The 24,018-nt window shown below is 70.5% G+C and carries 20 protein-coding genes; 13 read left to right on the forward strand and 7 right to left on the reverse strand.

Annotated features, from left to right (window positions below):
- The first annotated feature begins 12 nt into the window (after positions 1 to 12).
- The 4 genes from ACMGEZ_RS13365 (at position 13) to ACMGEZ_RS13380 (ending at position 7,737) form a co-directional block, all read left to right on the forward strand.
- Positions 13 to 4,137 carry a YhdP family protein gene (locus tag ACMGEZ_RS13365; protein WP_436822757.1) on the forward strand — a complete coding sequence of 1,375 codons (4,125 nt, stop codon included), beginning with the start codon at positions 13 to 15 and terminating at the stop codon, positions 4,135 to 4,137.
- Positions 4,138 to 4,178: 41 nt separating this feature from the next.
- Positions 4,179 to 4,994: a carbon-nitrogen hydrolase family protein gene (locus ACMGEZ_RS13370; RefSeq protein ID WP_436822758.1), complete on the forward strand. Its 816-nt coding sequence runs from the start codon at positions 4,179 to 4,181 to the stop codon at positions 4,992 to 4,994.
- 75 nt (positions 4,995 to 5,069) lie between these two features.
- Positions 5,070 to 7,082, forward strand: coding sequence for a two-component system sensor histidine kinase NtrB (locus tag ACMGEZ_RS13375; protein ID WP_436822950.1), 2,013 nt, complete (start codon positions 5,070 to 5,072; stop codon positions 7,080 to 7,082).
- Between the two features lie 28 nt (positions 7,083 to 7,110).
- Entirely contained in the window at positions 7,111 to 7,737 is a 627-nt protein-coding gene (locus ACMGEZ_RS13380) for a response regulator transcription factor (protein WP_436822759.1), read from the forward strand.
- Positions 7,738 to 8,046: 309 nt separating this feature from the next.
- Here ACMGEZ_RS13380 and ACMGEZ_RS13385 read toward each other — a convergent pair whose 3' ends face one another.
- Entirely contained in the window at positions 8,047 to 8,700 is a 654-nt protein-coding gene (locus tag ACMGEZ_RS13385) for a YiaD family glycine zipper/OmpA-like lipoprotein (protein ID WP_436822760.1), read from the reverse strand.
- A gap of 36 nt (positions 8,701 to 8,736) precedes the next feature.
- Entirely contained in the window at positions 8,737 to 8,898 is a 162-nt protein-coding gene (locus tag ACMGEZ_RS13390) for a hypothetical protein (RefSeq protein ID WP_436822761.1), read from the reverse strand.
- Between ACMGEZ_RS13390 and mltA the strand changes: the two genes are divergently transcribed.
- The 5 genes from mltA to ACMGEZ_RS13415 all read left to right on the forward strand — a co-directional run bounded on the left by mltA (position 8,897) and on the right by ACMGEZ_RS13415 (position 15,468).
- Positions 8,897 to 10,039, forward strand: a complete 1,143-nt coding sequence (mltA, locus tag ACMGEZ_RS13395) for a murein transglycosylase A (RefSeq protein ID WP_436822762.1) — start codon at positions 8,897 to 8,899, stop codon at positions 10,037 to 10,039. The two genes, ACMGEZ_RS13390 and mltA, sit on opposite strands and share 2 nt — an antisense overlap.
- A gap of 45 nt (positions 10,040 to 10,084) precedes the next feature.
- The gene (locus tag ACMGEZ_RS13400) at positions 10,085 to 10,459 is read left to right on the forward strand and encodes a DMT family transporter (protein ID WP_436822763.1); all 375 of its coding nucleotides are present in this window, start codon (positions 10,085 to 10,087) and stop codon (positions 10,457 to 10,459) included.
- Positions 10,460 to 10,463: 4 nt separating this feature from the next.
- Entirely contained in the window at positions 10,464 to 11,879 is a 1,416-nt protein-coding gene (locus ACMGEZ_RS13405) for a UbiA family prenyltransferase (protein ID WP_436822764.1), read from the forward strand.
- Positions 11,879 to 13,090, forward strand: a complete 1,212-nt coding sequence (locus tag ACMGEZ_RS13410) for a hypothetical protein (RefSeq protein WP_436822765.1) — start codon at positions 11,879 to 11,881, stop codon at positions 13,088 to 13,090. The genes ACMGEZ_RS13405 and ACMGEZ_RS13410 overlap by 1 nt, the downstream gene beginning before the upstream one ends.
- Before the next feature lie 128 nt (positions 13,091 to 13,218).
- The gene (locus ACMGEZ_RS13415; RefSeq protein WP_436822766.1) at positions 13,219 to 15,468 is read left to right on the forward strand and encodes a PhoX family protein; all 2,250 of its coding nucleotides are present in this window, start codon (positions 13,219 to 13,221) and stop codon (positions 15,466 to 15,468) included.
- 6 nt (positions 15,469 to 15,474) lie between these two features.
- Here ACMGEZ_RS13415 and ACMGEZ_RS13420 read toward each other — a convergent pair whose 3' ends face one another.
- The gene (locus tag ACMGEZ_RS13420; RefSeq protein WP_436822767.1) at positions 15,475 to 15,948 is read right to left on the reverse strand and encodes an Lrp/AsnC family transcriptional regulator; all 474 of its coding nucleotides are present in this window, start codon (positions 15,946 to 15,948) and stop codon (positions 15,475 to 15,477) included.
- A 106-nt stretch (positions 15,949 to 16,054) separates the two neighbouring features.
- Between ACMGEZ_RS13420 and mdeB the strand changes: the two genes are divergently transcribed.
- Positions 16,055 to 18,694 carry an alpha-ketoglutarate dehydrogenase gene (gene mdeB, locus ACMGEZ_RS13425; RefSeq protein WP_436822768.1) on the forward strand — a complete coding sequence of 880 codons (2,640 nt, stop codon included), beginning with the start codon at positions 16,055 to 16,057 and terminating at the stop codon, positions 18,692 to 18,694.
- A 40-nt stretch (positions 18,695 to 18,734) separates the two neighbouring features.
- On the opposite strand, the gene ACMGEZ_RS13430 is transcribed toward mdeB, so the two are convergent.
- A complete protein-coding gene (locus ACMGEZ_RS13430) occupies positions 18,735 to 19,355 on the reverse strand; it encodes a TetR/AcrR family transcriptional regulator (RefSeq protein WP_436822769.1) in 621 nt (206 codons plus the stop codon).
- Between the two features lie 247 nt (positions 19,356 to 19,602).
- Between ACMGEZ_RS13430 and ACMGEZ_RS13435 the strand changes: the two genes are divergently transcribed.
- Positions 19,603 to 20,502 (forward strand): c-type cytochrome, encoded by a 900-nt coding sequence (locus tag ACMGEZ_RS13435; RefSeq protein ID WP_436822770.1) that lies wholly within the window; start codon positions 19,603 to 19,605, stop codon positions 20,500 to 20,502.
- On the opposite strand, the gene ACMGEZ_RS13440 is transcribed toward ACMGEZ_RS13435, so the two are convergent.
- Positions 20,475 to 21,395 carry a LysR family transcriptional regulator gene (locus ACMGEZ_RS13440; protein WP_436822771.1) on the reverse strand — a complete coding sequence of 307 codons (921 nt, stop codon included), beginning with the start codon at positions 21,393 to 21,395 and terminating at the stop codon, positions 20,475 to 20,477. The two genes, ACMGEZ_RS13435 and ACMGEZ_RS13440, sit on opposite strands and share 28 nt — an antisense overlap.
- 80 nt (positions 21,396 to 21,475) lie before the next feature.
- Here ACMGEZ_RS13440 and ACMGEZ_RS13445 point away from each other — a divergent pair, with 80 nt between their 5' ends.
- Together ACMGEZ_RS13445 and ACMGEZ_RS13450 are read left to right on the forward strand one after the other, a co-directional pair.
- A complete protein-coding gene (locus ACMGEZ_RS13445) occupies positions 21,476 to 22,831 on the forward strand; it encodes a lactonase family protein (protein ID WP_436822772.1) in 1,356 nt (451 codons plus the stop codon).
- 144 nt (positions 22,832 to 22,975) lie between these two features.
- The gene (locus ACMGEZ_RS13450) at positions 22,976 to 23,164 is read left to right on the forward strand and encodes a hypothetical protein (RefSeq protein WP_436822773.1); all 189 of its coding nucleotides are present in this window, start codon (positions 22,976 to 22,978) and stop codon (positions 23,162 to 23,164) included.
- A gap of 16 nt (positions 23,165 to 23,180) precedes the next feature.
- On the opposite strand, the gene ACMGEZ_RS13455 is transcribed toward ACMGEZ_RS13450, so the two are convergent.
- Together ACMGEZ_RS13455 and ACMGEZ_RS13460 are read right to left on the reverse strand one after the other, a co-directional pair.
- Positions 23,181 to 23,489 carry a plasmid stabilization protein gene (locus ACMGEZ_RS13455; protein ID WP_068683197.1) on the reverse strand — a complete coding sequence of 103 codons (309 nt, stop codon included), beginning with the start codon at positions 23,487 to 23,489 and terminating at the stop codon, positions 23,181 to 23,183.
- 140 nt (positions 23,490 to 23,629) lie between these two features.
- Complete coding sequence (locus ACMGEZ_RS13460; protein ID WP_436822774.1) at positions 23,630 to 23,896, reverse strand: hypothetical protein; 267 nt, start codon at positions 23,894 to 23,896, stop codon at positions 23,630 to 23,632.
- Positions 23,897 to 24,018: the final 122 nt, after the last annotated feature.

Below are 24,018 nucleotides of genomic sequence, written 5' to 3' on the forward strand. Positions count from 1 at the left end.
GCGCGATCCTCAATGAACGACACGACGTCTTCCCCTTCACGTCTGCTCAAGATCACCGCTGTGGCGGCACACTGGTTGTTGGGTTTGCTGGTCGGTGCATGGCTGCTGATTGCGCTGTCAGTGCTAGTCCTACACGCGTGGATTGTGCCGCGAATCGGCGAGTACCGTGGCGCCCTGGAAGCGCAGGCCAGCAAGGCCATCGGGGTACCGGTGCGCATCGGCTCGATCACCGCCAAGGGCGGTACCCTGTTTCCCAGCTTCGAGTTGCGCGACGTCGTGCTGCACGATCCGCAGCAGCGCGAGGCCCTGCGCCTGGCGCGCGTGGTGGCCAGCGTTTCGCCGCGTTCGCTGTGGCGCCTTAGCTTCGAGCAGGTCTACATCGAGCGTCCCGAACTGGAGGTGCGCCGTGATGCCGCCGGCAAGCTGCACGTGGCCGGCCTCAGCATGGACACCGACACCACAGGCGAGAGCCGCGGGGCCGACTGGTTCTTCGCCCAGCGCGAGTTCGTGATCCAGGGCGGCCTCGTGCGCTGGACTGACGAGAGCCGGGGTGCCCCGTCGCTCCTGTTGTCCGATGTCCAGTTCATCGCCCGCAACGGTTCGCGCAGCCACACCATGCGGCTCGACGCCACGCCGCCGCCCGGCTGGGGCGAGCGCTTCACCCTGCGCGGCGCATTCCGCCAGCCCCTGCTGTCGGTGCGCAGCGGCAACTGGAAAAGCTGGGACGGCACCGCCTACGCCGAGCTGCCGCGCATCGACATCCGGCAGCTGGGCCAGTACGTCACGCTCGATGCCCGCATCCGCGAAGGCAACGGCGCGCTGCGGATCTGGGCCGATATCGACGACGGCCAAGTCGCCGGCGGCACGGCCGACCTCGCGTTGCTGCGGGTGGACGCGTCGCTGGGCAAGTCGCTCGAGCCGCTGGTCCTGCGCGACGTCACCGGCCGGCTGGCCGGGCGCATGACGCAGGAGGCCCAGGAGTTCTCCACCACCGACCTGCAGTTCCAGACCCCCGACGGCATGCGCTGGCCGGGCGGCAACCTCTGGTTCCAGCACCTGCCGGCCAAGGGCCGGATCGCCGAGCGCGGCGCCTTGCGCGCCGACCAGCTCGACCTCGCGGCCCTGGCCATGATCGCCGACCGGCTGCCCCTGGACGACAAGAGCCGCAGCATGATCGACGGCCTGGTGCCGCGCGGCCTCGTCGAGCGCATCGATGCCAGCTGGCAGGGCCCGCTGGGCGCGCCCGACAAGTACCAGGCAAGGGGCCGCGTCAGCGGCTTCGGCGTCGAGTCGCGGGCCGCCGAGACCGGCACCGTGCCCGCGGCTGCGGCGGCCTCCGGGCCGCGCTCCCCAGCGGCGGCCGCCGCGGCCAACACCGCAGCGCCGGCGCCCCCGGCCGGTGCGCCCGGCATTCGCGGCGCCACCATCGAATTCGACGCCACCCAGCTCGGCGGCAGCGCCGCATTGAGCATCGCCAACGGTGCGCTGGACTTCCCCGGCGTGTTCGAGGATCCCGTGATCGCGGTCGACCAGTTGTCCGCCCAGCTCTTGTGGAGGATCGACGGCGACAAGTCCCAGCTCCAGGTCTCCGGCCTCCGATTCGCCAACGCCGATGCCGAGGGCGAGGCCCAGGCCAGCTGGCGCACCAGCGACCCTGCCAGCTCCAGCAGCCGCTCGCGCTTTCCAGGCGTGCTCGACCTGCAGGGCAAGCTGACGCGCGCCGACGGCACCCGCGTCTATCGCTACCTGCCGCAGCACATTCCGAAGGACACGCGCGACTACGTGCGCGAGGCCGTGCAGAAGGGCACGGCCAGCGCGGTGGACTTCAAGGTCAAGGGCGATCTGCACGACATGCCCTTCGCCGACCCCAAGCTGGGCGACTTCCGCATCGCCGCGCGGGTGGCGGATGTGCACTACGCCTACGCGCCGCCGCGGGCCGGCTCGGCGACGACCTGGCCGGCTTTGACGGGACTGAGCGGCGAGCTGGTGTTCGAGCGCGCGGGCATGCAGGTGCGCAACGCCCGCGGGCGCCTCGCAGGCGCGCCCGGCATCGAGGTGGTCAAGGCCGAAGCCCAGATCCCCGACATGGGCCACCACGCCGTGCTGGTGAAGGTGGACGCCCAGGCGAAGGGCCCGCTGGCCGAGCTGCTGCGCGCCGGATCGCCGCTCGCGGGCGAGGCCGGCCCCACGCTGGCGCGCGCCCGCGCCACCGGGAACGCCGACTACCGGCTGCGCCTGGAGCTGCCGCTGGCTGCCATGGACAAGACCAAGGTGCAGGCCAGCGTCGCCCTGGCCGACAACGACATCCAGATCCTGCCCGAGGCCCCGACGCTGAGCCAGGCGCGCGGCACGCTGAGCTTCACCGAGGGCGGCTTCTCGCTGGCCGGCGTGCAGGCGCGCGCACTCGGCGGCGCCTTGCGCATCGAGGGCGCGGGCCGCTGGGGCGCCGCGCAGGAGCTGAGCCTGCGCGCCCAGGGCACTGCCAGCGCCGATGGCATGCGCGCGGCGCGCGAGCTCGACTGGCTGGCGCGCCTGGCCCGCCACGCCAGCGGCAGCACGCCCTACACCGCCGCCTTCTCGATGCGCGACGGCGCCTCCGAGTTCTCGCTGGCCAGCAGCCTGCAGGGCCTGGGGCTGCAACTGCCCGCACCGCTGGCCAAGCCGCCGGAGGACACGATGCCGCTCGCGATCGAGAAGAAGATCGTGCAGCGCGAGACCCGAACCGGCGCCACCCCGCTGCTGCAGGACCGGCTCTCGATCGAGCTGGGCCGCATCGGCTCGGCTTCCTACGTGCGAGACATCTCAGGCGGCGAGGCCCGGGTGCTGCGCGGCAGTATCGGCATCGGCCTGTCCGCAGGCGAATCCGCCACCCCGCCCGAACGCGGCGTGCTCGCCAACATCCAGCTCGCGCGCATCGACGTGCCGGCCTGGCAGGCGCTGTTCGGCGACGCCACCGGCAAGCCGGCCGACGCGTCCGCGGGCAGCGACGACGCCTCGGCTTACCTGCCCACCATCCTCGCGCTGCGTGCGCAGGAGCTCGCCGTCGGCGGCCGCACCCTGCACAACGTGGTGCTCGGCGGCACCCGCGAGGGCGCGCTCTGGCACGCCAACATCGATGCCACCGAGCTCAGCGGCTACGCCGAGTACCGCAGCGCGCAGGCGGGGCGCCTGTATGCGCGGCTGGCGCGCCTGAAGATCGCGCCCAGCACGGCCAACGCCGTCGAGTCGCTGCTGGACGAGCAGCCGGGCACGCTGCCCGCGCTGGACATCGTGGTCGACGACTTCGAGCTGCTGGGCCGGCGCCTCGGCCGTGCCGAGATCGATGCGGTCAACCGCGGCGGGGCCGGGCGCGAGTGGCGGCTCAACAAGCTGGCTTTCACGACACCCGAAGCCAGCTTCACCGCGCAGGGCGCCTGGGCTGCCGCGCCCGCCGGCAGCGGCACGCGGGGGCGCGGCGAGCCGCGCCGCACCACCATGGACTTCAAGCTCGACATCGCCGACGCCGGCGGCCTGCTCGGGCGCTTCGGCATGAAGGACGTGGTACGCGCCGGGCGCGGCCGGCTCGAGGGCCAGGTGCACTGGAGCGGCTCGCCCTTTGCGCTCGACTACCCCAGCCTCGGCGGCCAGCTGAAGATCGACGTCGAATCCGGCCAGTTCCTCAAGGCCGACCCGGGCATCGCCAAGCTGCTCGGCGTGCTGAGCCTGCAGGCGCTGCCGCGGCGCCTCACCCTCGATTTCCGCGACGTGTTCAGCCAGGGCTTCAGCTTCGACTTCCTGCGCGGCGACGCCCGCATCGAGCAGGGCGTGGCCAGCACCAACAACCTGCAGATGAAGGGCGTCAACGCCGCGGTGCTGATGGACGGCTCGGCCGACATCGCCCGCGAGACGCAGAGCCTGCGCGTCGTCGTGGTGCCCGAGATCAACGCCGGCACCGCCGCGCTGGTCGCAACCGCGATCAATCCCGCGATCGGGCTCGGCACCTTCCTGGCGCAGATGGTGCTGAGCCGGCCGCTCATCGCCGCGGCCACGCAGGAGTTCCAGATCGACGGCACCTGGGCCGACCCCAAGATCACCAAGATCCCGCGCCGGCTGCTGCCGGCAGCGCAGGGCGCGCCCGCCGCACCCGCGTTACGCTGACGCAGGACGAACACCAGGCACAGAGAGAAAACGGAGCGCTCATGAAAGTCGCCGCCATCCAGATGGTCTCGGCCATCGCACGCGAGGCCAACCTTGCCCGCGCCCACGCGTTGCTGGGCGAGGCCGCCGCCGGCGGCGCCGAGCTGGCCGTGCTGCCCGAGTACTTCTGCACGATGGGCGCGCGCGACATCGACAAGCTCGCCCTCCGCGAGACCGACGGAGCCGGCACGGTGCAGGGTTTCCTGGCCGATGCAGCGCGCGAGTTCGGGCTGTGGATCGTCGGCGGCACGCTGCCGCTGGAGACCGGCGACGAACGCCATGTGTTCAACAGCTCCCTGGCCTACTCGCCGGACGGCGAGTGCGTGGCGCGCTACGACAAGATCCATCTCTTCTTCTACGACAACGGCCGCGAGCGCTACGACGAGCGCCGCGTGATCGCGCCCGGCACCGAGCCGGTCTGCTTCGACCTGCCCTCGCGCGACGGCCACCGCTGGCGCATCGGCATGAGCGTGTGCTACGACCTGCGCTTTCCCGAGCTCTACCGCGCACTCGCTCGCCAGGGCGCCGAACTGCTGCTGGTGCCCAGCGCCTTCACCCACACCACCGGCTCGGCCCATTGGGAGGTGCTCCTGCGCGCACGCGCCATCGAGAACCTCTGCTGGGTCGTCGCCCCGGCCCAGGGCGGCACGCACGAGAACGGGCGCCGGACCTGGGGCCAGTCGATGGTGGTGGACCCCTGGGGTGCGGTGGTCGCGCAGCGCGCGGTCGAGGACGGCGTGGTGAGCTTCGAACTCGACGCCGGGCAGGTGGAGCACACGCGTACGCAGCTGCCCGCGCTCTCGCATCGCGTGCTCTGACGCCTGAATCCGGTGTCCTCGACCACGCTGCCCATCGCAAGAACGATCCGGGGGGCCTTCTCCGGCCTTCGTTCGCTGCGCTCGCTGCATTCGCTGTGGCAGCGCTGGTTCCTGTGGGTGATCCTTGCGGTGCTGGTCGTCGCGCTGCTTGCCACCGTGGTGTGGCTCGCTGGCCGCCACGAGGTCGAGCAGGTGCAGAGCGCGCTCGACCGCGACACCGCCGATGCAGTTTCCGACCTGCGCAGCGGCCTCCAGCGCAATGCCCAGAGCCTGCGCGCCTCGCAGGTCGACGGCACGGACCGCGAGCGCTGGCCCATGGAGGCCGCGGCGCTGCTGCGCGAGCATCGCGAATGGCTACGGCTCGAATGGCGCGACGCGGCGCTGCGCCCGCTGGCGGCCGTCGACACGCCCTATCGCCGGCGCGTGTTCGACGACGCGAACCGGGGCCGCGAGCAGGCCGACGTCGCGCTGGCCTGCGCCGCCGCCCGCAAGGCGGGCGCGCCGGCGTACTCGCCGAGCCACTACGTGCCCTTCGTGCCCAGCGGCGGGCTCGAGGTGATGGAGCTGTGTGTGCCGGTCGATGGCGGCGGCTACCTGGTGGCCACCTATTCGCTGCGCGACACGCTCATCGAGCTGGTCGCGCCCACGCTCACGCGCGGCCAGGAGGTCGCCTTCACCGAGCCCGACGGCACCCGCCTGGTGGCCGTGGGCGCGGCGCGCCGCGTCGGCACGCGCGTCTTCACCGCGCAGCAGCTCGTCGACCTGCCCGGCAACGCGCTGATGCTGCGCGTGGACGGCTGGCGCGCCGCGCCCGATCTCTTTCCCAACCTGCTGACAGGGCTGGTCACCGCGATCTCGATCGCGCTGGTCTCGGTGCTGGTGCTGCTGGCGCGCGATACGCGTCGGCGGCTGCGCGCCGAACACGACCTGGCCGACGCGCTGGCCTTCCGCAAGGCCATGGAGGATTCGGTCATCACCGGCCTGCGCGCACGCGACCTGCAGGGCCGCATCACCTACGTGAACCCCGCCTTCTGCGAGATGGTGGGCTTTAGCGCCGAGGAGCTGATGGACCACGCGAGCGGCGACGTGCCCTACTGGCCGACCGAGCTGGCGCAGGAATACCGCCAGCGCCAGGCCCATCGCCTGGCCGGCGGCGTGCCGCCCCGCGAGGGCTTCGAGTCGGTCTTCATGCACAAGGACGGCCGGCGCTTCCCGGTGCTGATCTTCGAGGCGCCGCTGATCAACGCGCAGGGCGCCCAGACCGGCTGGATGAGCGCCTTCATCGATGTCAGCGAGCAGCGGCGCATCGAGGAGCTCTCGCGCGCCAGCCAGGAGCGGCTGCAGGCCAGCGCGCGGCTCGCGACCGTGGGCGAAATGGCCTCGCTGCTGAGCCACGAGCTCACCCAGCCGCTGGCCGCCATCGCCAGCTATGCCAGCGGCTCGCTCAACCTGCTGCGCAGTGCCGGCGCATCGTCCGGCGGCGATCACGGCGAGGTCGCGATGGCCGTGCGCCGCATCGCAGAGCAGGCCGACCGCGCCGGCCAGGTGATCCGCAGCGTGCACGACTTCGTGCGCCGCCGCGACCGCATGCGCGAGGCCGTGGCGCCGCAGGCGCTGATCGATGCCGTGATGCCGCTGGTGCGCCTGCAGGCGCGCAAGCTCGGCGTGCGGGTCGACGTGCATTACGAGGAGCGCCTGCCGCGCGTGCTGTGCGACCGCACGCTGGTCGAGCAGGTGCTGCTGAACCTGGCGCGCAACGCGATGCAGGCGATGGACCTGCCCGAGCTCAGCGAGCGCGTGCTGCACCTGCGCGTCGCGCGCGCCCGCGCCGTCGGCGAAAGCGGCGACACCCCCGACAAGGCCGACGCGCGCCGCTGGGTCGAGTTCTCGGTGGCCGACCGCGGCGCCGGCATCAGCGAGGAGGTCGCGGCGCGCCTCTTCACGCCCTTCTTCACCACGCGGCCCGACGGCATGGGCCTGGGCCTGAGCCTGTGCCGCACGGTGGTCGAGCAGCACGGCGGCGCATTGGCCTTCGAGCCGCAGCGGCCGCGCGGCACCGTGTTCCGGTTCACGCTGCCGGCGGCCTGACACTCTCCCGTCTTCCTTTTCTTCCTTGATGCAACCCTTGATCGATGCCCTGATCTTCATCGTCGACGACGACGCCAGCGTGCGCGAGGCGCTGGCCTGGCTGCTGCGCTCGCGGCGGCTGGTGAGCGAGCAATACGCGAGCGCCGAGGACTTCGAGCTGCGCCTGGCCGAGGGTCCGCTGGCAGATCAGCCGCACTGCCTGCTGCTGGACGTGCGCATGCCCGGCATGAGCGGGCTCGCGCTGTTCGACCGCCTGGCGGAGCGCGGCTTGCTGGAGGTGATGCCGGTGATCTTCCTCACCGGCCATGCCGACGTGCCCACGGCGGTCGACGCGGTGAAGCGCGGCGCCTTCGACTTCTGCGAGAAGCCCTTCTCCGACAACGCGCTGGTCGACCGCATCGAGCATGCGCTCGGCACCTCGCTGCGCGCGGTGGAAGCGCAACGCGCGCGCCGGCTGCTGATGCGCCGCATCGAGGAGCTGACCGAGCGCGAGCGTGACGTGATGCGGCGCGTGGTCGAGGGCCTGCCCAACAAGCTCATCGCCGACCAGCTCTCGATCAGCGTGCGGACGGTGGAGGTGCACCGGGCGCGGGTGTTCGAGAAGATGGAAGTGAAGTCGGCGGTGGAGCTGGCGAATCTGTTGAGGCCCCTCTGACCGACGGCGCGGCGAGGCCCTCCTCGAGTGCTTCCTTGAATGAGTGTTGGCCTTGGAAGCGTCCAGGCCGCGTGTGCCGTGGCACGTGGTGGAACCGAACCGCCCTGCCGGTCACACAGGCTGGTGCGCTGAGAGCCGCTTCGTGAAGGCGTGCGCAGTGTGCGAACAACCAGGGCATGGGCACCCTGGCATGCGTTGGCGAGCCGCCGCCAGATACAGCAAGCGGTGCAGCAGCCTTCAGCGAAAGATTGACCTCAGCGCAAGTGCGGGACCACCCGCTCCAGAGCGCCAGCCGTACTGGCGTACCGCTCAGCCCTGTGGCCGTTCGCCCACGTAAATCTCCACCCGCCGGTTCTGCGCCCGTCCCGCATCGCTGCTGTTGTCCGCGATCGGCTCGCGCGAGCCGCGGCCCTCGATGCGGAAGGCCTGCTGCGGCACGCCGCGCGCGATCAGATAGTCGCGCGTGCTCGCCGCGCGCTCCACCGACAGCGGGTTGTTGATGGCGTCGGTGCCGGTGCTGTCCGTGTGGCCGATGATGCGGACCTCGGCATTCGGGTTGTTGCGCAGGCCATTGGCGAACTGGTTGAGGATGGGCACGAAGTTCGGCTTGATCGTGGAACGGCCGGTGTCGAAGGAGACGTCGCTGGGGATCGCGAGCTTGAGCTCGTTGTTGGGCGTCTGCGTGACTGCGATGCCGGTACCCTGGGTGGCGGCCTGCATTTCGCGCTTCTGCGCTTCCATGCGCTGCGACCAGAGATAGCCGCCGAGCGCGCCGGCGGCTGCGCCTACGGCGGCGCCGGTGCCGATGGCGCGGCTGTCGCCGCCGGTCGCGGAGCCGATCACGGCCCCGCCGAGGGCGCCGACACCTGCACCGATGCCGGTTCTGCGTTGCGTGTCGCTCATGCCGGCGCAGCCCGACAGGACGACGGCTGCGGCGGTGGTGGCGAGGACGAACTTCTTCATGTGTGCTCCTACATTCGTTTGATCAGCAATTGGGCATTATCTGGAGCCGCCCGCCGGCGGGTCGTCGGACGGAGGCGCGTTTTCATCTTCGTCCGCCTCAGGCATTTCGCCGCGCTTGCGGCCGGAGAACATCGTCCACCACACGATCAGCACCAGCAGGATTCCAGCGCCGAGCGCTTCGAGCAAAATCAAACCCATGAAAAGAGGACTCCAGTGGCTGGTCGGGCTCGCGATCGTAGCAACGCTGGCCGGCTGTTCGGTCGGCACCCTGCAACCCGAGGCACCCGTCGCGACCGCGCCTTCGAGCGCGCCGCCCGCGCGCGACCTGGGCCCGCTGACCGGCTCGCTCAACCATCCGAAGAGCCGCTGGGTGCCGGTGCCCTGGTCCGAGCTGCCCGGCTTCGAGGACGATGCGCTGCACGAAGGCTGGAGCGCGATGATCGCCAACTGCGCCCGCCCGAACGCCGCCTTTGCGCCGCTGTGCCGCGAGGTGCGCCAGCTGGCGCTGGCCGAGACCGAGGAGCAGCGCCAGTGGCTGCGCGAGCGCCTGCAGCCCTACCGCGTGGAGCCGCTCTCGGGCCCTGCCGAAGGCAAGCTCACGAGCTACTACGAGCCGGTCTTCGAGGCCTCGCGCCGTCCCACCGCGCAGCACACCGTGCCGCTCTACCAGGCCCCCGCCGGCCTGGTCGCGCGCCGCCCGTGGTTCACGCGGCAGGAGATCGACACGCTGCCGCAGGCGCAGGCCGCGCTGCGCGGGCGCGAGATCGCGTGGCTGGCAGACCCGATCGACGTGCTGATGCTGCACATCCAGGGCTCGGGCCGGCTGCGCATCACCGAGGCTGACGGCTCGCAGCGCACCGTGCGCGTGGCCTTCTCGGCGACCAACGAGCAACCCTACCGCAGCGTGCAGCAATGGCTGCAGAGCCAGGGCGCGACCAAGGTCAGCCTGTGGCCCGACGACACCAAGCAATGGGTCGCGCAGAACCCGCAGCGCCTGTCGCAGCTGCTGTGGAGCAATCCGCGCTATGTCTTCTTCCGCGAGGAGCCGCTGGCCGACATCGATGCCGGCACCGGCCCGGTCGGCGCGCAGGGCGTGCCGCTCACCGCGGGCCGTTCGATCGCGGTCGACCGCGACAGCATTCCCTACGGCACGCCGGTGTGGCTGGCCTCGCCGGGCCCGGCGTTGCCGCTGGCGCGGCTGGTGGTGGCGCAGGACACGGGCAGCGCCATCGTGGGCGCCGTGCGCGCCGATTTCTTCGCCGGCACCGGTGCCGAAGCAGGGCGCCTGGCCGCACGCGTGAATCAGCCACTTCGCTTGTGGGTGTTGTGGCCAAAATGAAGGGGCGGCGGGGCATGATCCCTGCCTGGGCAGACAGGGAGCACAATGAACCTTCACACCTTCTCGATCATCTTTGCGGGCGTGCTGCTGAATTCAGCCGCGCAGCTGATGCTCAAGGCCGGTGCCCGCACGCTGGGCACCGTCGCGATGGGCAGCAGCGCCTCGCTGACGGCCGCCGCATGGAGCGCGGCCACGCAGCCCTGGATCGTGCTCGGGCTGGTCTGCTACTTCATCAGCGCCGGGCTATGGATCCTCGCACTGACGCGAGTCGATGTGACCATCGCCTATCCCATGCTGTCCATGGGCTACGTCATCGCGGCCCTGCTCGCATGGCAGCTCTTCGGCGAATCGCTGAGTGCCACGCGCGTACTCGGCATCGCCATCATCCTGGTCGGCGTGGTCGTGTTGAGCAGGGGATGAACCCATGCGCCCGCTCTACGTGGACCTAGACGGCACGTTGATCGCCACCGATTCGCTGCACGAATCCCTGCTCCAACTGGCGCGCGCCTCGCCCGCATCGCTGCTGTGGCTTCCGCTGTGGTTACTGCGCGGCAAGGCCGCGCTCAAGCAGGAGGTGGCGCGCCGGGCCGCCATCGACGTGCAGACGCTCCCCTATCGGCCGGAGGTGCTCGAACTGGTGCGCAGGGCCCGCGCCGCCGGCCGGCGCACGGTGCTCGCCACCGCCAGCGACGGCAGGCTGGCGCGCGCGATCGCCTCGCACCTGGGGCTGTTCGATGCGGTGCTCGCCTCCGACGGCGAGCACAACCTGCGCGGCGCAGGCAAGCGCGCCGCCATCGAGGCCGATGCAGGCGGCCGGGGCTTCAGCTATGCCGGCAACGATCACATGGACCTCGCGGTCTGGCGGGGGGCCGAGGCCGCAGTGGTGGTCAGCCGCTCCGAGCCGCTGGCGCGCCGCGTGGCCGGGCTGACCACGCTCGAGGGGCGGATCGTGCCGCCGCGCACCCCGCTCAAGCGCTACGTGTATGGCGCGCGGCTGCACCAGTGGCTCAAGAACTTGCTGATCTTCCTGCCGCTGATGCCGGTGCTGCACGAGCTCACGCAGCCGATCGTGCTGAATGCGGTGCTGGCCTTCTTCGCCTTCGGGCTGATGGCCTCGGCCATCTACGTGCTCAACGACCTGCTCGACCTGGAATCGGACCGGCGGCACCACCGCAAGCGCCTGCGGCCCTTCGCCTCCGGCGAGATCACCGCGCTCGAAGGGCTGGCCGTCGCGGGGCTGCTGTGCGCTGCATCGCTGGCGCTGTCGCTCGCGCTGCTCCCCGCAGCCTTCGTGGGCGTGCTGCTGCTCTACATGACGCTGACCAGCGCGTACTCGCTGTTCCTCAAGCGCCGCGCCGTGGTCGACGTGTTCGCGCTGGCCGGGCTCTACACCATCCGTGTCGCGGCCGGCACCGCGGCCACGGGGCTGCCGCTGTCTTTCTGGATCCTGTCCTTCTCGATGTTCATCTTCCTGAGCCTGGCATTGGCCAAGCGCTACGTCGAGCTGACCGGCCCGCCGCGCGAGGCGCAGCGCATGAAGCGCGACCGCGGCTACCAGCCGGGGGACGAGACCTTCGTGCTGTGCACCGGCGTAGCGGCCGGCCAGATGTCGGTGCTGCTGCTCGGCCTCTACCTGCACGACCAGGAAATGCTGGCGCGCTACGACCATCCCGAATATCTCTGGGTGCTGATCCCGCTGTTCCTGTTCTGGACCATGCGCGTGTGGCTCAAGGCAATCCGCGGCGCACTGCACGACGACCCGGTGGTCTTCGCCGCGCGCGACTGGGTCAGCCGCCTTACGGTCGGCATCGCCGCCCTTGCGCTGTGGGCGGCGGACTGATGCCCAAACGCGCGCTGACCTTGGATGCACTCATCGCCGCCGGGCTGGCGTTCGCGGCCGTAGTCCTGCTGACGACGCTCGCCCGCCAGTTGCCGCCCGCCCTCTTCGTTCACGAGAGCGGCCTCGACGCCTGGTTCCAGTCCGACACCCCGCGGGCGCTGGCCAACATGGTGGACGCGGGGAGCAACCACTACCGCACCAAGGTCCATCCGATCGCCTCGATCCTCATCCATCCGGTGGTGACGGGCCTGCGCGCGCTGTGGCCCGGCAGCGACCTGCAGGCGGCGATGCGCTTTGCCTACCTGGTGGCCGCACTGTGGGTGCTGTCCTTCTACGCCTTGTGCCGCCTGCTGGGCAGCGGGCGCATCGCGGGCGCCTGCTTCTCGTTGCTGGCCATCGGCAGTGCCGCCTTCCAGTTCTGGTTCTCGGTGCCGGAGACCTACGGCATCGGATCGCTGACCCTGCTGTGGGTGCTGCTCGTCGCGGCGCTCGCGGTGCACCGGCCCGTGAGCGACCGGCTGCTGCTGGCCGCGAGCATCGCCAGCCTCGCGATCACGGTCACCAACTGGATCGCGGGGCTGGCGCTGGCGGTGGTCCATCGGCCCTGGCGGCGCGCGCTCGCGATCAGCGCCGCGGCCTTCGTGATCGTCGCCGCCGCCTCGGTGGCGCAGCGCTTTCTCTACCGCTTCGCCAAGTTCTTCTTTCTCGGCAGCAGCGAGGAGGCCGACTACATAAACCTGGAGCGCTCCGGCACCGTGCTGAACAAGCTGGCCGCGATGTTCTGGCATCCGATCAGCCTGCCGGAGGTGCTCAGCGTGCCATCCGTGCCGCCAAAGCTCGACTGGGTCACGGTGCAGCTGAGCGCACCGGCTTCGGGCGGGTGGGCCGGTGTCTGCGCGCTCGTCCTGTGGAGCCTGTTGCTCGCGGCCGGCCTCGTCGGCCTGCTGCGCGACTCACGCTGGCGCCGCTTCGCCGCGGTGCTCGGGCTCACGTTGGGCGCGCAGGTGCTGCTGCACCTGGTCTATGGCGACGAGACCTTCCTGTACGCCGCGCATTTCCTGCCGCTGCTGATGGCGGTCGCGGTGTTCGCCACGCATGCGCTGCCGCCCGTGCTCGCTGCGGCGATGGCGCTCGCGGCGGCGGGTCTCGCGGCCTTCCACAACGCCGCCATGTACGAGACGGCGATTCGACTGCTGCAGCACGCGCGTTGAGCGGTGGGTGCCGCGCCGCCGCCGTCGCGTGCGGCCGGGCATCCGAGCCGCGGCTGACTTCCTGGCGTCATATTGAACTTTTAGCGTTCGGGGGTTACGCAACAACGTCCCCACTGAAAGATTCGCGCATGACCGCCAAGACCCGCCATGACGTCCTCCCCATCGACCCCGACGACATCGGCCACAACCCGAGTTCCAACCCCTCCTTTACCGACCTGCTCGCGTCCCGCCTGAGCCGCCGCCACCTGTTCGGCCTGGGCGTCGGAACGGCCGGCACCGCCCTGCTGCAGGCCTGCGGCGGCGGCGGCAGCAACGGTTTCCCGGTACTGCCGCCCGCACCGGCGCCCGCGCCGGCTCCCGCACCTGCACCGGCCCCGGCGCCCGCCGCACCCAAGCTCGGCTTCACCGCAGTTCCCAAGAGCCTGGCCGACGTCGTCACGGTCCCGGCAGGCTACACAGCCACCGTGCTGTACCGCCTCGGCGATCCGATCGCGCCCGGCGTGCCGGCCTACGTGAACGACGGCACCGATGCCGCCGCCACCTTCGATCGCCGCGCCGGCGACCACCATGACGGCATGACCTTCTTCGGCATGGATGCGTCCGGCAAGTGGGCGCCGACCAGCGCCACGCGCGGCCTGCTGGCGATGAACCACGAAGCCATCACGCCGCTCTTCCTGCACCCGGCCGGCCAGACCACCACCGGCACCGGCAACGCGCAGGTGCGCACCGTCCCCGATGAAGTGCTGCGCGAGTTCTACCTGCACGGCGTGAGCGTGATCGAGGTCAACAAGGGCGCGAGCGCGTGGAGCTACAAGCAGGACTCGGCCTTCAACCGCCGCGTCCACACGCTGACCGAGATGACCTTCTCGGGCCCCGCCGCCAAGACCGGCTACCTGGTGACCAAGTTCTCCCCCGACGGCAGCAAGACCCGCGGCACGCTCAACAACTGCGCCAACGGCACCACGCCCTGGGGCACCTACCTCACCTGTGAGGAGAACTGGGCCGGCTACTTCCGCCGCATCGCCGCCACCGACAACCCGAACCGCAGCGCCAGGGAACTCGCCAGCTTCAGCCGCTATGGCGTCGCCGGCACCGGGCGTGAGCTGTGGGCCACCGCGACGCCCGACACCGCCGACAACATCTACGGCCGATGGAATGCGCAGGTCACAGGCGCCACCGCCGCGGACGACTACCGCAACGGCGCCAACACCTACGGCTGGGTTGTGGAGATCGACCCCTTCACCCCCGGCAGCACGCCGAAGAAGCGCACCGCGCTCGGCCGCATGGGCCACGAAGGCGCCTGCCTCGGCCCGGTGGTCGTCGGCAAGCCCCTCGTCTGGTACATGGGCGACGATTCGCGCAACGAGTACATCTATAAGTTCGTCTCGACGAAGAACTGGGACGCGGCCGACATCAACGGTGGCCTGGCCGCCGGCGACAAGTACATGGACGACGGCCGGCTCTACGCCGCCAAGTTCAACGCCGACGGCACCGGCGTGTGGCTGGAGCTCAAGCTCGGCGTCAACGGCATCACCTCGAGCAACGCCGCCTACGCCTTCGCCGACGCGGCCGACGTGGTGATCAACACGCGCCTCGCGGCCGATGCGGCCGGCGCCACCAAGATGGACCGCCCCGAGTGGGCGTCCGTCAATCCGAAGACGGGCGAGGTCTACGTCACGCTCACCAACACCAATGCCGCCGCGCGCCCGATCACGGCCACCGACGCCGCCAACCCGCGCTTCTACAACGACCCGAAGGGCGCCGCTGCCACCGCGCAGACCGGCAACCCCAACGGCCACGTCGTGCGTTTTGTGGACGACAACGGCGACCCGGCGGCCCTGAGCTTCAAGTGGGACGTGTACCTGTTCGGCGCCCGCGCCGGCGCGTCTGCCGACGTCAACCTCTCGGGCCTGGTCGCCGACAACGACTTCTCCAGCCCCGACGGCCTGTGGTTCAGCGAGGCCACGGGCGGCCTGCTGTGGCTGGAGACCGACGACGGCGCCTACACCGACGTCACCAACTGCATGCTGCTCGCCGCCGTTCCGGGCAAGGTGGGCGACGGCGCGGCCAGGACCATCACCAACGTCGACGGCGCCACCACGCGGCAGCAGGCCACCTTCGTCGGCAAGGCGCCGGGCACCGACGGCCTGCGCCGCTTCCTGGTGGGCCCGAAGGACTGCGAGATCACCGGCATCGCCGAGTCGGGCGACGGCCGCGCGCTCTTCGTCAACATCCAGCACCCGGGCGAGACCACGCCGACGGCCAGCATCGCCAACCCGGCGCAGTTCGGCAGCCACTGGCCCGACGGCGGCAATGCCCGCCCGCGCTCGGCCACGGTCGTGATCACCAAGGACGACGGCGGAATCGTCGGGCTGTAAGCGCCATCAGGACGGCGCCGCCGGCAACGGCAGCGCCGTCTTGTAGCGCACCTGCTTGAGCGCAAAGCTCGAGCGGATCTTCTCGATGCCCGCAATGGGCGTCAGCTGCTCGAGGATGAACTTCTCGAGCGCCGCGATGTCGGCCACGGCGACGCGGATCAGGTAGTCGCTGTCGCCGGTCATCAGGTAGCACTCCATCACTTCCTCATGCTCGGCGATGCGCTGCTCGAAGTCGGCCAGCGACTGCTTGCTCTGCGTGCGCAGGCTGATCGAGATGAACACATTGAGCCCGAGCCCCAGCGCCGCCGCGCTGGCCAGCGCCACGTAGCGCTGGATCACGCCGACCGCCTCCAGCGCCTTGACCCGTGCCAGACAGGGCGAGGGCGACAGGTGCACCCGGCGCGCGAGCTCCACGTTGGACAGCGCGCCGTCGCGCTGCAGTTCGTCGAGGATGCGCAGGTCGATCGTGTCCAGTTGCATGAGATGCCTTGAAAATCCAAAACTGCGGCATCTTATGCCGCGACAAAGGCATGGATGCTGACCAAACGGCAGCTCATTCCACGAACGACGGCCTAAAGTGCGGTTCATGAATGCCCCGATTTCCACCGACCAGCTGCGTGCGCTGCTCGACACGCCCCTCAACGACTCCGACCCGGCCGAAACCGCGGAATGGCGCGAGGCCTTCGTCGCGCTGGCCGAGACGCACGGGCCCGAGCGCGCGCGCTGGATGCTGGACGAGCTGGCGCGCATCGCCCGCACCCGTCGCATTGGCTGGCAGCCCGAGCTGGCCACGCCTTATGTCAACACCATCGCGGTCGAGCAGCAGCCGCCGTTCCCGGGCGACCTCGCGATCGAGGAGCGCCTGGCCTCGCTGATGCGCTGGAACGCGCTCGCGATGGTGGTGCGCGCCAACCAGGCCTATGGCGAGCTGGGCGGCCATATCGCGAGCTATGCCAGTGCGGCGGACCTGTTCGAGACTGGCTTCAATCACTTCTTCCGTGCGCGAGACGGCTCGCATGGCGGCGACCTGGTGTTCTTCCAGCCGCACAGCGCGCCGGGCGTCTATGCACGCGCCTACCTGGAAGGCCGGCTCACCGAGGAAGACCTCCAGCACTACCGCCAGGAGCTCAGCGCGCCCGCTTTCGCAAGCGGCAGCGGTGCGCGCGGCCTCAGCAGCTACCCGCACCCCTACCTGATGCCGGACTTCTGGCAGTTCCCCACCGGCTCGATGGGCATAGGCCCCATCAGCTCGATCTACCACGCGCGCTTCATGCGCTATCTCACGCATCGGCACCTGCTCGACTGCGACGGAAGAAAGGTCTGGGGCGTGTTCGGCGACGGCGAGATGGACGAGCCCGAATCGATGAGCGCGCTCACGCTGGCAGCGCGCGAGAAGCTCGACAACCTCGTGTGGGTGGTCAACTGCAACCTGCAGCGCCTGGACGGCCCGGTGCGCGGCAACGGCCGCATCATCGACGAGCTGGAGAAGCTCTTCGCCGGCGCGGGCTGGAACGTGATCAAGCTGGTCTGGGGCAGCGACTGGGACGGCCTGTTCGCGCGCGACACCGACGGCGCGCTGGTGCGCGCCTTCGCCAACACGGTGGACGGCCAGATGCAGACCTTCGCCGCCAAGGACGGCCGCTACAACCGGGACAACTTCTTCGGCCAGAACGAGCAGCTGGCGCGCCTGGTCGAGGGCATGACCGATGAGCAGATCGACCGCCTCAAGCGCGGCGGCCACGACCTGGTGAAGATCCATGCCGCCTATGCGGCCGCCGCCACGCATCGCGGCCAGCCCACCGTGATCCTGGCCCACACCAAGAAGGGCTACGGCTTGGGGCAAGCGGGCCAGGGCAAGATGACCACGCACTCGCAGAAGAAGCTGGGCGAGCACGACCTCCTCGAATTCCGCAACCGCTTCAGCCTGCCGCTCACCGACGAGCAGGCCGCGCAGGCCGCCTTCTACAAGCCGGCCGAGGACAGCCCCGAGATGCGCTACCTGAAGGACAGGCGCGCCGCGCTCGGCGGCAGCATGCCGAGGCGCGAGACCGCGTGCGACCCGGTCCCCAAGCCCGACATCGCAGCCTACGCGCAGTTCGCAGTGGCCGCCGCGGGCAAGGAGATGAGCACCACCATGGCCTTCGTGCGCATGCTGGGCAACCTGATGAAGGACGCGGCGCTCGGGCCGCGCATCGTGCCCATCGTGGCCGACGAGGCGCGCACCTTCGGCATGGCCAACCTCTTCAAGCAGGTCGGCATCTATTCGAGCGTGGGGCAGCGCTACGCGCCGGAGGACATCGGCTCGGTGCTCTCGTACCGCGAGGCGATCGACGGCCAGATCCTCGAGGAGGGCATCAGCGAGGCCGGCGCCATCGCAAGCTGGACGGCCGCCGCCACCAGCTACAGCGTGCACGGGCTGGCGATACTTCCCTTCTACATCTACTACTCGATGTTCGGCTTCCAGCGCGTGGGCGACCAGATCTGGGCCGCCGCCGACCAGCGCCCGCGCGGCTTCCTGCTGGGCGCCACCTCCGGCCGCACCACGCTGGGTGGCGAGGGCCTGCAGCACCAGGACGGCACCAGCCACCTGATCGCCGCCACCATCCCGAACTGCAAGGCCTACGACCCGGCCTTCGCGGGCGAGATGGCGGTCATCGTCGATGCCGGCATCCGCGAGATGATGGTCGAGCAGAAGGATGCCTTCTACTACCTCACGCTGATGAACGAGAGCTACGCCCAGCCGGACCTGCCGCCGGGGGTGGAAGCCGATGTGCTGCGCGGGTGCTATCGCTTCCGGGCCGCCGCCGGAGCGGGCCGCAGGATCACGCTGCTGGGTTCGGGCGCGATCCTGACCGAGGTGCTCAAGGCCGCGGGGCAGCTGGCCGAGGAAGGCATCGATGCCGAGGTCTTCAGCGTCACCAGCTGGAGCGAGCTGGCGCGCGACGGGCAGGCCTGCGAGGCGCGCGCGCTGGCGGGCGAGGCCGAGCCGGGCCAGCCCTTCATCGCGCAGCAGCTCGCCGGCGGCAGCGGGCCGGTGATCGCCGCCACGGACTACGTGCGCGCGGTGCCCGAAAGCGTCCGTGCCTTCCTGCCGGCGGATCGGCGCTATGTCACGCTGGGGACCGATGGCTTCGGGCGCAGCGACACGCGTGCGGCGCTGCGGCGCTTCTTCGGTGTCGATGCGGCGAGCATCGTGCGGGCGGCACGCTACGCGCTCGGGGAATAGCGCTCTCGCCCAGGTTCCCGCGCTTCGGCCTCCGCCCGCCCTAGGCGCGCTTCGTCCTTGCCTGCACCTTCTTGCGGGCAACGGGCGCCTCCGCGAGTGGCGGAAAAGGCGGCAGCGGCCGATGCGCCACCTCCTTGGCCGCCGCAGCGTCCATCCCCAGCCCGCGGAGCACGCAGGTCGCCACCGCGCGGCCATGGTTCGGCGGCGCCAGCCCCAAGGCCACGCTGCGCATGGCTTGCGCGATGGTGCCGTTGATCATGTCCATCGCCGCTGCCTCATTGGGAATGCGGAAGGCCTTCTGCTTCACGCCCAAGCGCAGGTCGGCGAGCACGTAGTGGCGGATCTCGAGCAGCAGCTCGGGCGCGGCGGCCGCCACGTCCAGCGTCATCAGCGCCCATTGCGGACTCTGCTCGGCCAGCCAGATGTAGCGCTGGTTGCCGATCGCCATGCGCTGCGCGCCCTCCGTGATGCCTTGCTGGCTGTCGTCGATGCGGCGGCACAGCGTGTCGGCCAGCAGTAGCGCCACCGCGCCCGCCACCTCGTCCTTCGTCTTGAAGTGGTTGTAGACCGTGCCGGTGGTCACGCCGGCGACCGCCGCCAGTTCCTGCATGGTCGCGGCGGCGAAGCCGCGCGCCGTGAACACGCGGATCGCCGCCTGCACCAGCTGGACCCGCGTCCTCTCCCGCTTGGCCAGACCCGGTTGCGCCCGCCATACGCTTTCGGCCAGGGCATCTGGCAAAGGTGGTATTGACTGAACTCCGAAATTCAAATCATCATCCATTTTTAGACACAAACACCATTTTTACTCTAACTGTCCACGAAAGCGAGTTCGCCATGTCCCCCGATTTTCGTCCTCGGCTGCCCCATCTCCGGGTCTCCGGCGCGCCGCGCCGCGCAAAGGAGCTGGCATGACGACGACCGCCCGGCGCTGGCTCAAGCGCGGCGCGCTGGCGCTGCTCGTCCTGGTCGCGATCGCCGCCGCCGTGCTCTTCGCGGGCGACCGGCTCGCGCACCAGAAGATGCAGCGCAAGCTGGACATTGCGGTCAAGGCGGTCCCGTACCGCGAGGATTCGGCGGCCGTCGAGCGCGGGCGCTATCTTTTCGCATCGCGCGGCTGCGTCGACTGCCACGGCGCGCAGGGCAACGGCCGCATGTTCCTCGACGACGGCAAAGGCATGCGCATCGCCGGCCCCAACATCAGCCCCGGCCCTGGCAGCGTGGTTGCCGGCTACACGCCCGAGGACTGGGCGCGCGCCATTCGCCATGGCGTCGCCCGCGGCGGCCGGCCGTTGATGGTGATGCCCAGCGAGGACTACAACCGCTTCACCGACGAGGACCTGGCCTCGCTGGTGGCCTACATCCGCCAGCTCCCGCCCGCCACGGGCGGCGCCGCCGTGGTCGACCTGCCCCTGCCCGTGCGCGTCTTCTACGGCTTCGGCCTGGTGCAGGATGCCGCCGCAAAGATCGACCATGCGCTGCCGCCTGCGCAAGCCGTGCCCGAGGACGTGAGCGTGGCGCACGGCGCTTACGTCGCCAACATGTGCGTGGGCTGCCACGGCGCCAAGCTCACCGGCGGCAAGATCCCCGGCACGCCGCCCGACTGGCCGCCCGCCGCCCGGCTCGTACCGGGCGAAGACAACGCGATGACGCGCTATGCCGATGCCGACGCTTTCGCGCGCATGTTCAAGACCGGCAACCGGCCCGACGGCACGCCGATCAAGGTCATGCCTTTCGGCTCCCTCGGCCAGATGAACGACACGGACGTTCGCGCGCTCTTCCTTTACCTGAAGAGCCTGCCGCCGGGGTGAGGATCTCCGCGGCCGGCCAGGGCCGCCGCGACGGCGCGCGCGAAGCCGTGGCGCAGGTCATCCGGCAGATCGGGCCGATGGCACAGCGCATAGCCCAGCGTCGGCGGCTCGTCGGCCAGCGGCACGAAGCGGATGTCGGGTCGCGCGATGCAGCGCAGCGACTCGACGACCAGCCCGATGCCCACGCCCGCCGCGACCAGCCCCACCAGCGAGATCGACGAGGTTGCGCACTGGCTGATCTGCGCCGTGATCCCGGCGCGCGAGAAGTAGCCCACGATGCGATCGAAGACCACCGGCCCGACCTCGCGCCGGACGCCGAGCAGCGCATGCCGGCGCAGCTCGGCCGCGCCGATGCTCGTCGCATCCGCCAGCGGATGAGCGGCCGGCACCACCACCATGAAGCGCTCGCGTGCCACCTCGCGCACCACCAGGTCGTCGCGCGAGGAGGGCGGATGGACGAGGGCAAAGTCGAGCCTGCGATGCGCCACTGCTTCCTCGAGCTCGTCCGACAGCCCTTCGGTGAGCGCCAGCGCCACCCCCGGCTGTCCGGCAGCAAAGGCGCGCACCGCGTCCGGAAAGAAGGACAGGGCCGCGATCGGCGTGACACCGATCTCCAGCCGGTCGAAGGCGCCGCGACCGATGGCGCGCGCGGCCTCCTCGGTTTCCGCAGCGCCCGACAGCAGCTGCCTCGCATGCCGCAGCAGGCGGGTGCCGCTTTCCGTGAGCCGCACGCCGCGCGCCTGGCGGTCGAAGAGCGCATAGCCGAGCTCTTCCTCCAGGCGCTGGATGCGCACGCTCAGCGCCGGCTGCGACAGCGCCAGGAGCGAGGCGGCGCGCCGGATGTTGCCGATCTCGGCGAGCGTCACGAAGCATCGCCATTGCTTGAGTTCCACGCCGTGCTCCGTCAGGGACGCGCCCAGGTATTCGAAAAGCCGATGGCTTGCCAAAGCCGGAAGTCCATAGGCTAGCAGCCATGAACTTCCTCTCCACTGCATTCCCCCTGGCGGCCGGCGTGTTCGCGCTCGGCCTCGTGTCGTCGGCCGTTGCCGACGAAGCGCTTCCGGCCTTTGTGTCGCAGATCGATGCGAAGGCCATTGCCGTGATCTCGGACGGCGACTTCCGCGCCAGCAGCTACCGCGATGGCCAGCTCGCCGCGCCTTCACCCGAGCGGCGCGACCTGCTGACGGTTATCCGCCCTGGCCGGCCTGCGTCGCGCGTCGCGGTCCCGGCGTCGAACTCCGTGACCGGGCCGCCGGAAGTCATGGCCCTCTCGCCGGACGGCCACTTCGTCTACGTGGTCGAACGCCTCGGCCAGCGCAGCGAGGCCGTGCGGCGGGTTCGGGACCTTCCGCCCGGCCGGCGCATCAGCGCGATCGACATCCGCAACCCCGCCAAGCCGAGGATCGCCGGGACGGCCGAGGCCGGGCCCATGCTCGAGTCCGTGCGGGTCAGCCCGGACGGCCGCTTCCTGGCCCTGACCGCGAACAGCGCGGACGACGCCATGGTGCAGATCCTTCCCACCAACGGCGGCCGGCTCGGCGCACCGCAGTCCTTCAAGCTGAGCGAGCTGGGCATCGCGCGCAGGGAAGGCGCCCCCCGCGGCAGCATCGACGCCACTTTCGCGGACTGGCATCCCTCCGGGCGTTTCCTGTCGGTGAATCTCAACACGCGCAACCAGATCCTCTTTCTCGCAGTGACCGCCGCGCCGGACGGAAAGGTGACGCTGGCGCCCTGGGGCGCGCCGGTCGAGGTCGGGCGCGATCCCTTCGTCGGGCGCTTCACGCCCGATGGCGGCCACTACCTCTCGGCCGACTGGGGCCGCGACTTCCAGGCCGGGAGCCTGGAGGGCCGGCTGCCTTCGGCGCCCTCGCGGCTGTCGCTGATCAGGCTGGCGCCCCGCGAGCACACGGGACGCGCGGCGCGGCACGAAGTCGCCGTCAGCGTGGACAGCGACCGCTCCTCCGAAGGCCTCGCGATCAGCCGCGACGGCCGCCATGTGGCCACGGTCAACATGCGCGAGACCGCGCTCGCGCCGGATTCGCCGCGCTACACGAGGCAGGCATCGGTCAGCTACTTCCGGTTCGACCCCGAGCGCAGCGCGCTCACCAAGATCGGCGACTACCCCTTCGAGGGCATGCTGCCGGAGGGCGGCAGCTTCGACGCCAGCGGCCGGCATTTCCTGGCGTCGGTCTTCGAATACGCGGACAGCGATGCGCCGCAGGGCGGCGTCGAAGTCTGGCGCGTGGGGGATGCTGCGTCACCGGGACTGACGCACCTGGGCCGCATCCCGGTGCCGCATGGCGCGCACCATGTCGAGCTGGCGCCCTGAGGAGCCTGGTCAACGCTGAAGTCGATCGCCTCCCACAAGGCAGAGGCAACGCGCTGGGAGCGAAATGCCCGGATTCATTGCTTGGCGGAGCACGTCTCATGCCCCTACGATCTCATCCGCTTGATCGCCAATGGAGGAACCACGATGAGCAATGAATTGCGCAGGAAGCTGCACGAGCTGCAGGAACTCTCGAACAACGCGCCCGACCCGGCGACACGCGCGATCATCGAAGCGGTGCGGCTGCAGACGGCGGTGCTCAACGAGCGCCTGTTCGCCGTCGAGCTGCAGCTGGCGGAGCTGCTCAAGCGCGGCGGCGCGCAGCCCCTGCCCTGAGCGCCCCGCTCGTGGATCAGTGGGCCGCCGCGTTGCGCTTGCGCGTGGCGGCTGCCTTCTTGGCCGAGGCCGAGCGCTGCGCGGCGGTGCGGCCTGCGGAGGCGGCGCCGCCCTTGTGGCCGCCCTTGCGCGAGGGCGCATGGTTCTCGGCCTTGCCGCGGCCGGAGCCGCTCTTCTTGCCACCGCCGGTTTCGGCATTCACCGTGGCCCACGCGCGGCGTTCCGCTTCCTTCTCGCCCACGCCGCGCTTCTCGTAGCCTTCCTCGATGTGCTCGGCTTGACGTTTCTGCTTGTCCGTATAGGACGACTTGTCACCTCTGGGCATGGTCACTCCTTCAAGGATGTCGACCCTTGCATGCTGCGCCGACGTGCAGGCAGCGAGGTAGGAACGCCGATGCATTGCACGTCAGCGTCCTCCGTCGTGCACGCGTGCCTCTGCGCAGTTGCGCAGTTTGATCGCGCAACTCAACGCTTGCCGTCGCGCTCCGCGCGCTCCGCTTCCTCGAGCTGCGCCGCGTCGGTGCCGATGTCGGGCGTGCCGGGCTGGCCGGTCCCGTCGTACAGCCGGCGCCCCATGCGGCTGCCGTGAAGCGGGTCGTCCTGGCCCAGTGCGCGGTTCTGCTCGATGTTGCGGCCGGAGGCATCGCCGCGATCGCCGAGCCGGGCCTCGTGCTCGCCCAGCGGGGTCGGTGGGGCAGGTCGTGCGGCCTTGTCGGCCTTGGTGTCGGTCATTGAGATCTCCTTTCGATCCATGAAGCTGGAGCTGTTCTTCAGCCTGCCGCCTGCGCCGTGCGGCTGACGCAGTCCGGCACTCCCCGGCGGCGTAGGCGGATTCGCGCGCGCTGTCGCGGGGC

It is taken from the genome of Variovorax stachyos (assembly GCF_051400855.1).
Taxonomy (GTDB): Bacteria; Pseudomonadota; Gammaproteobacteria; order Burkholderiales; family Burkholderiaceae_C; genus Variovorax.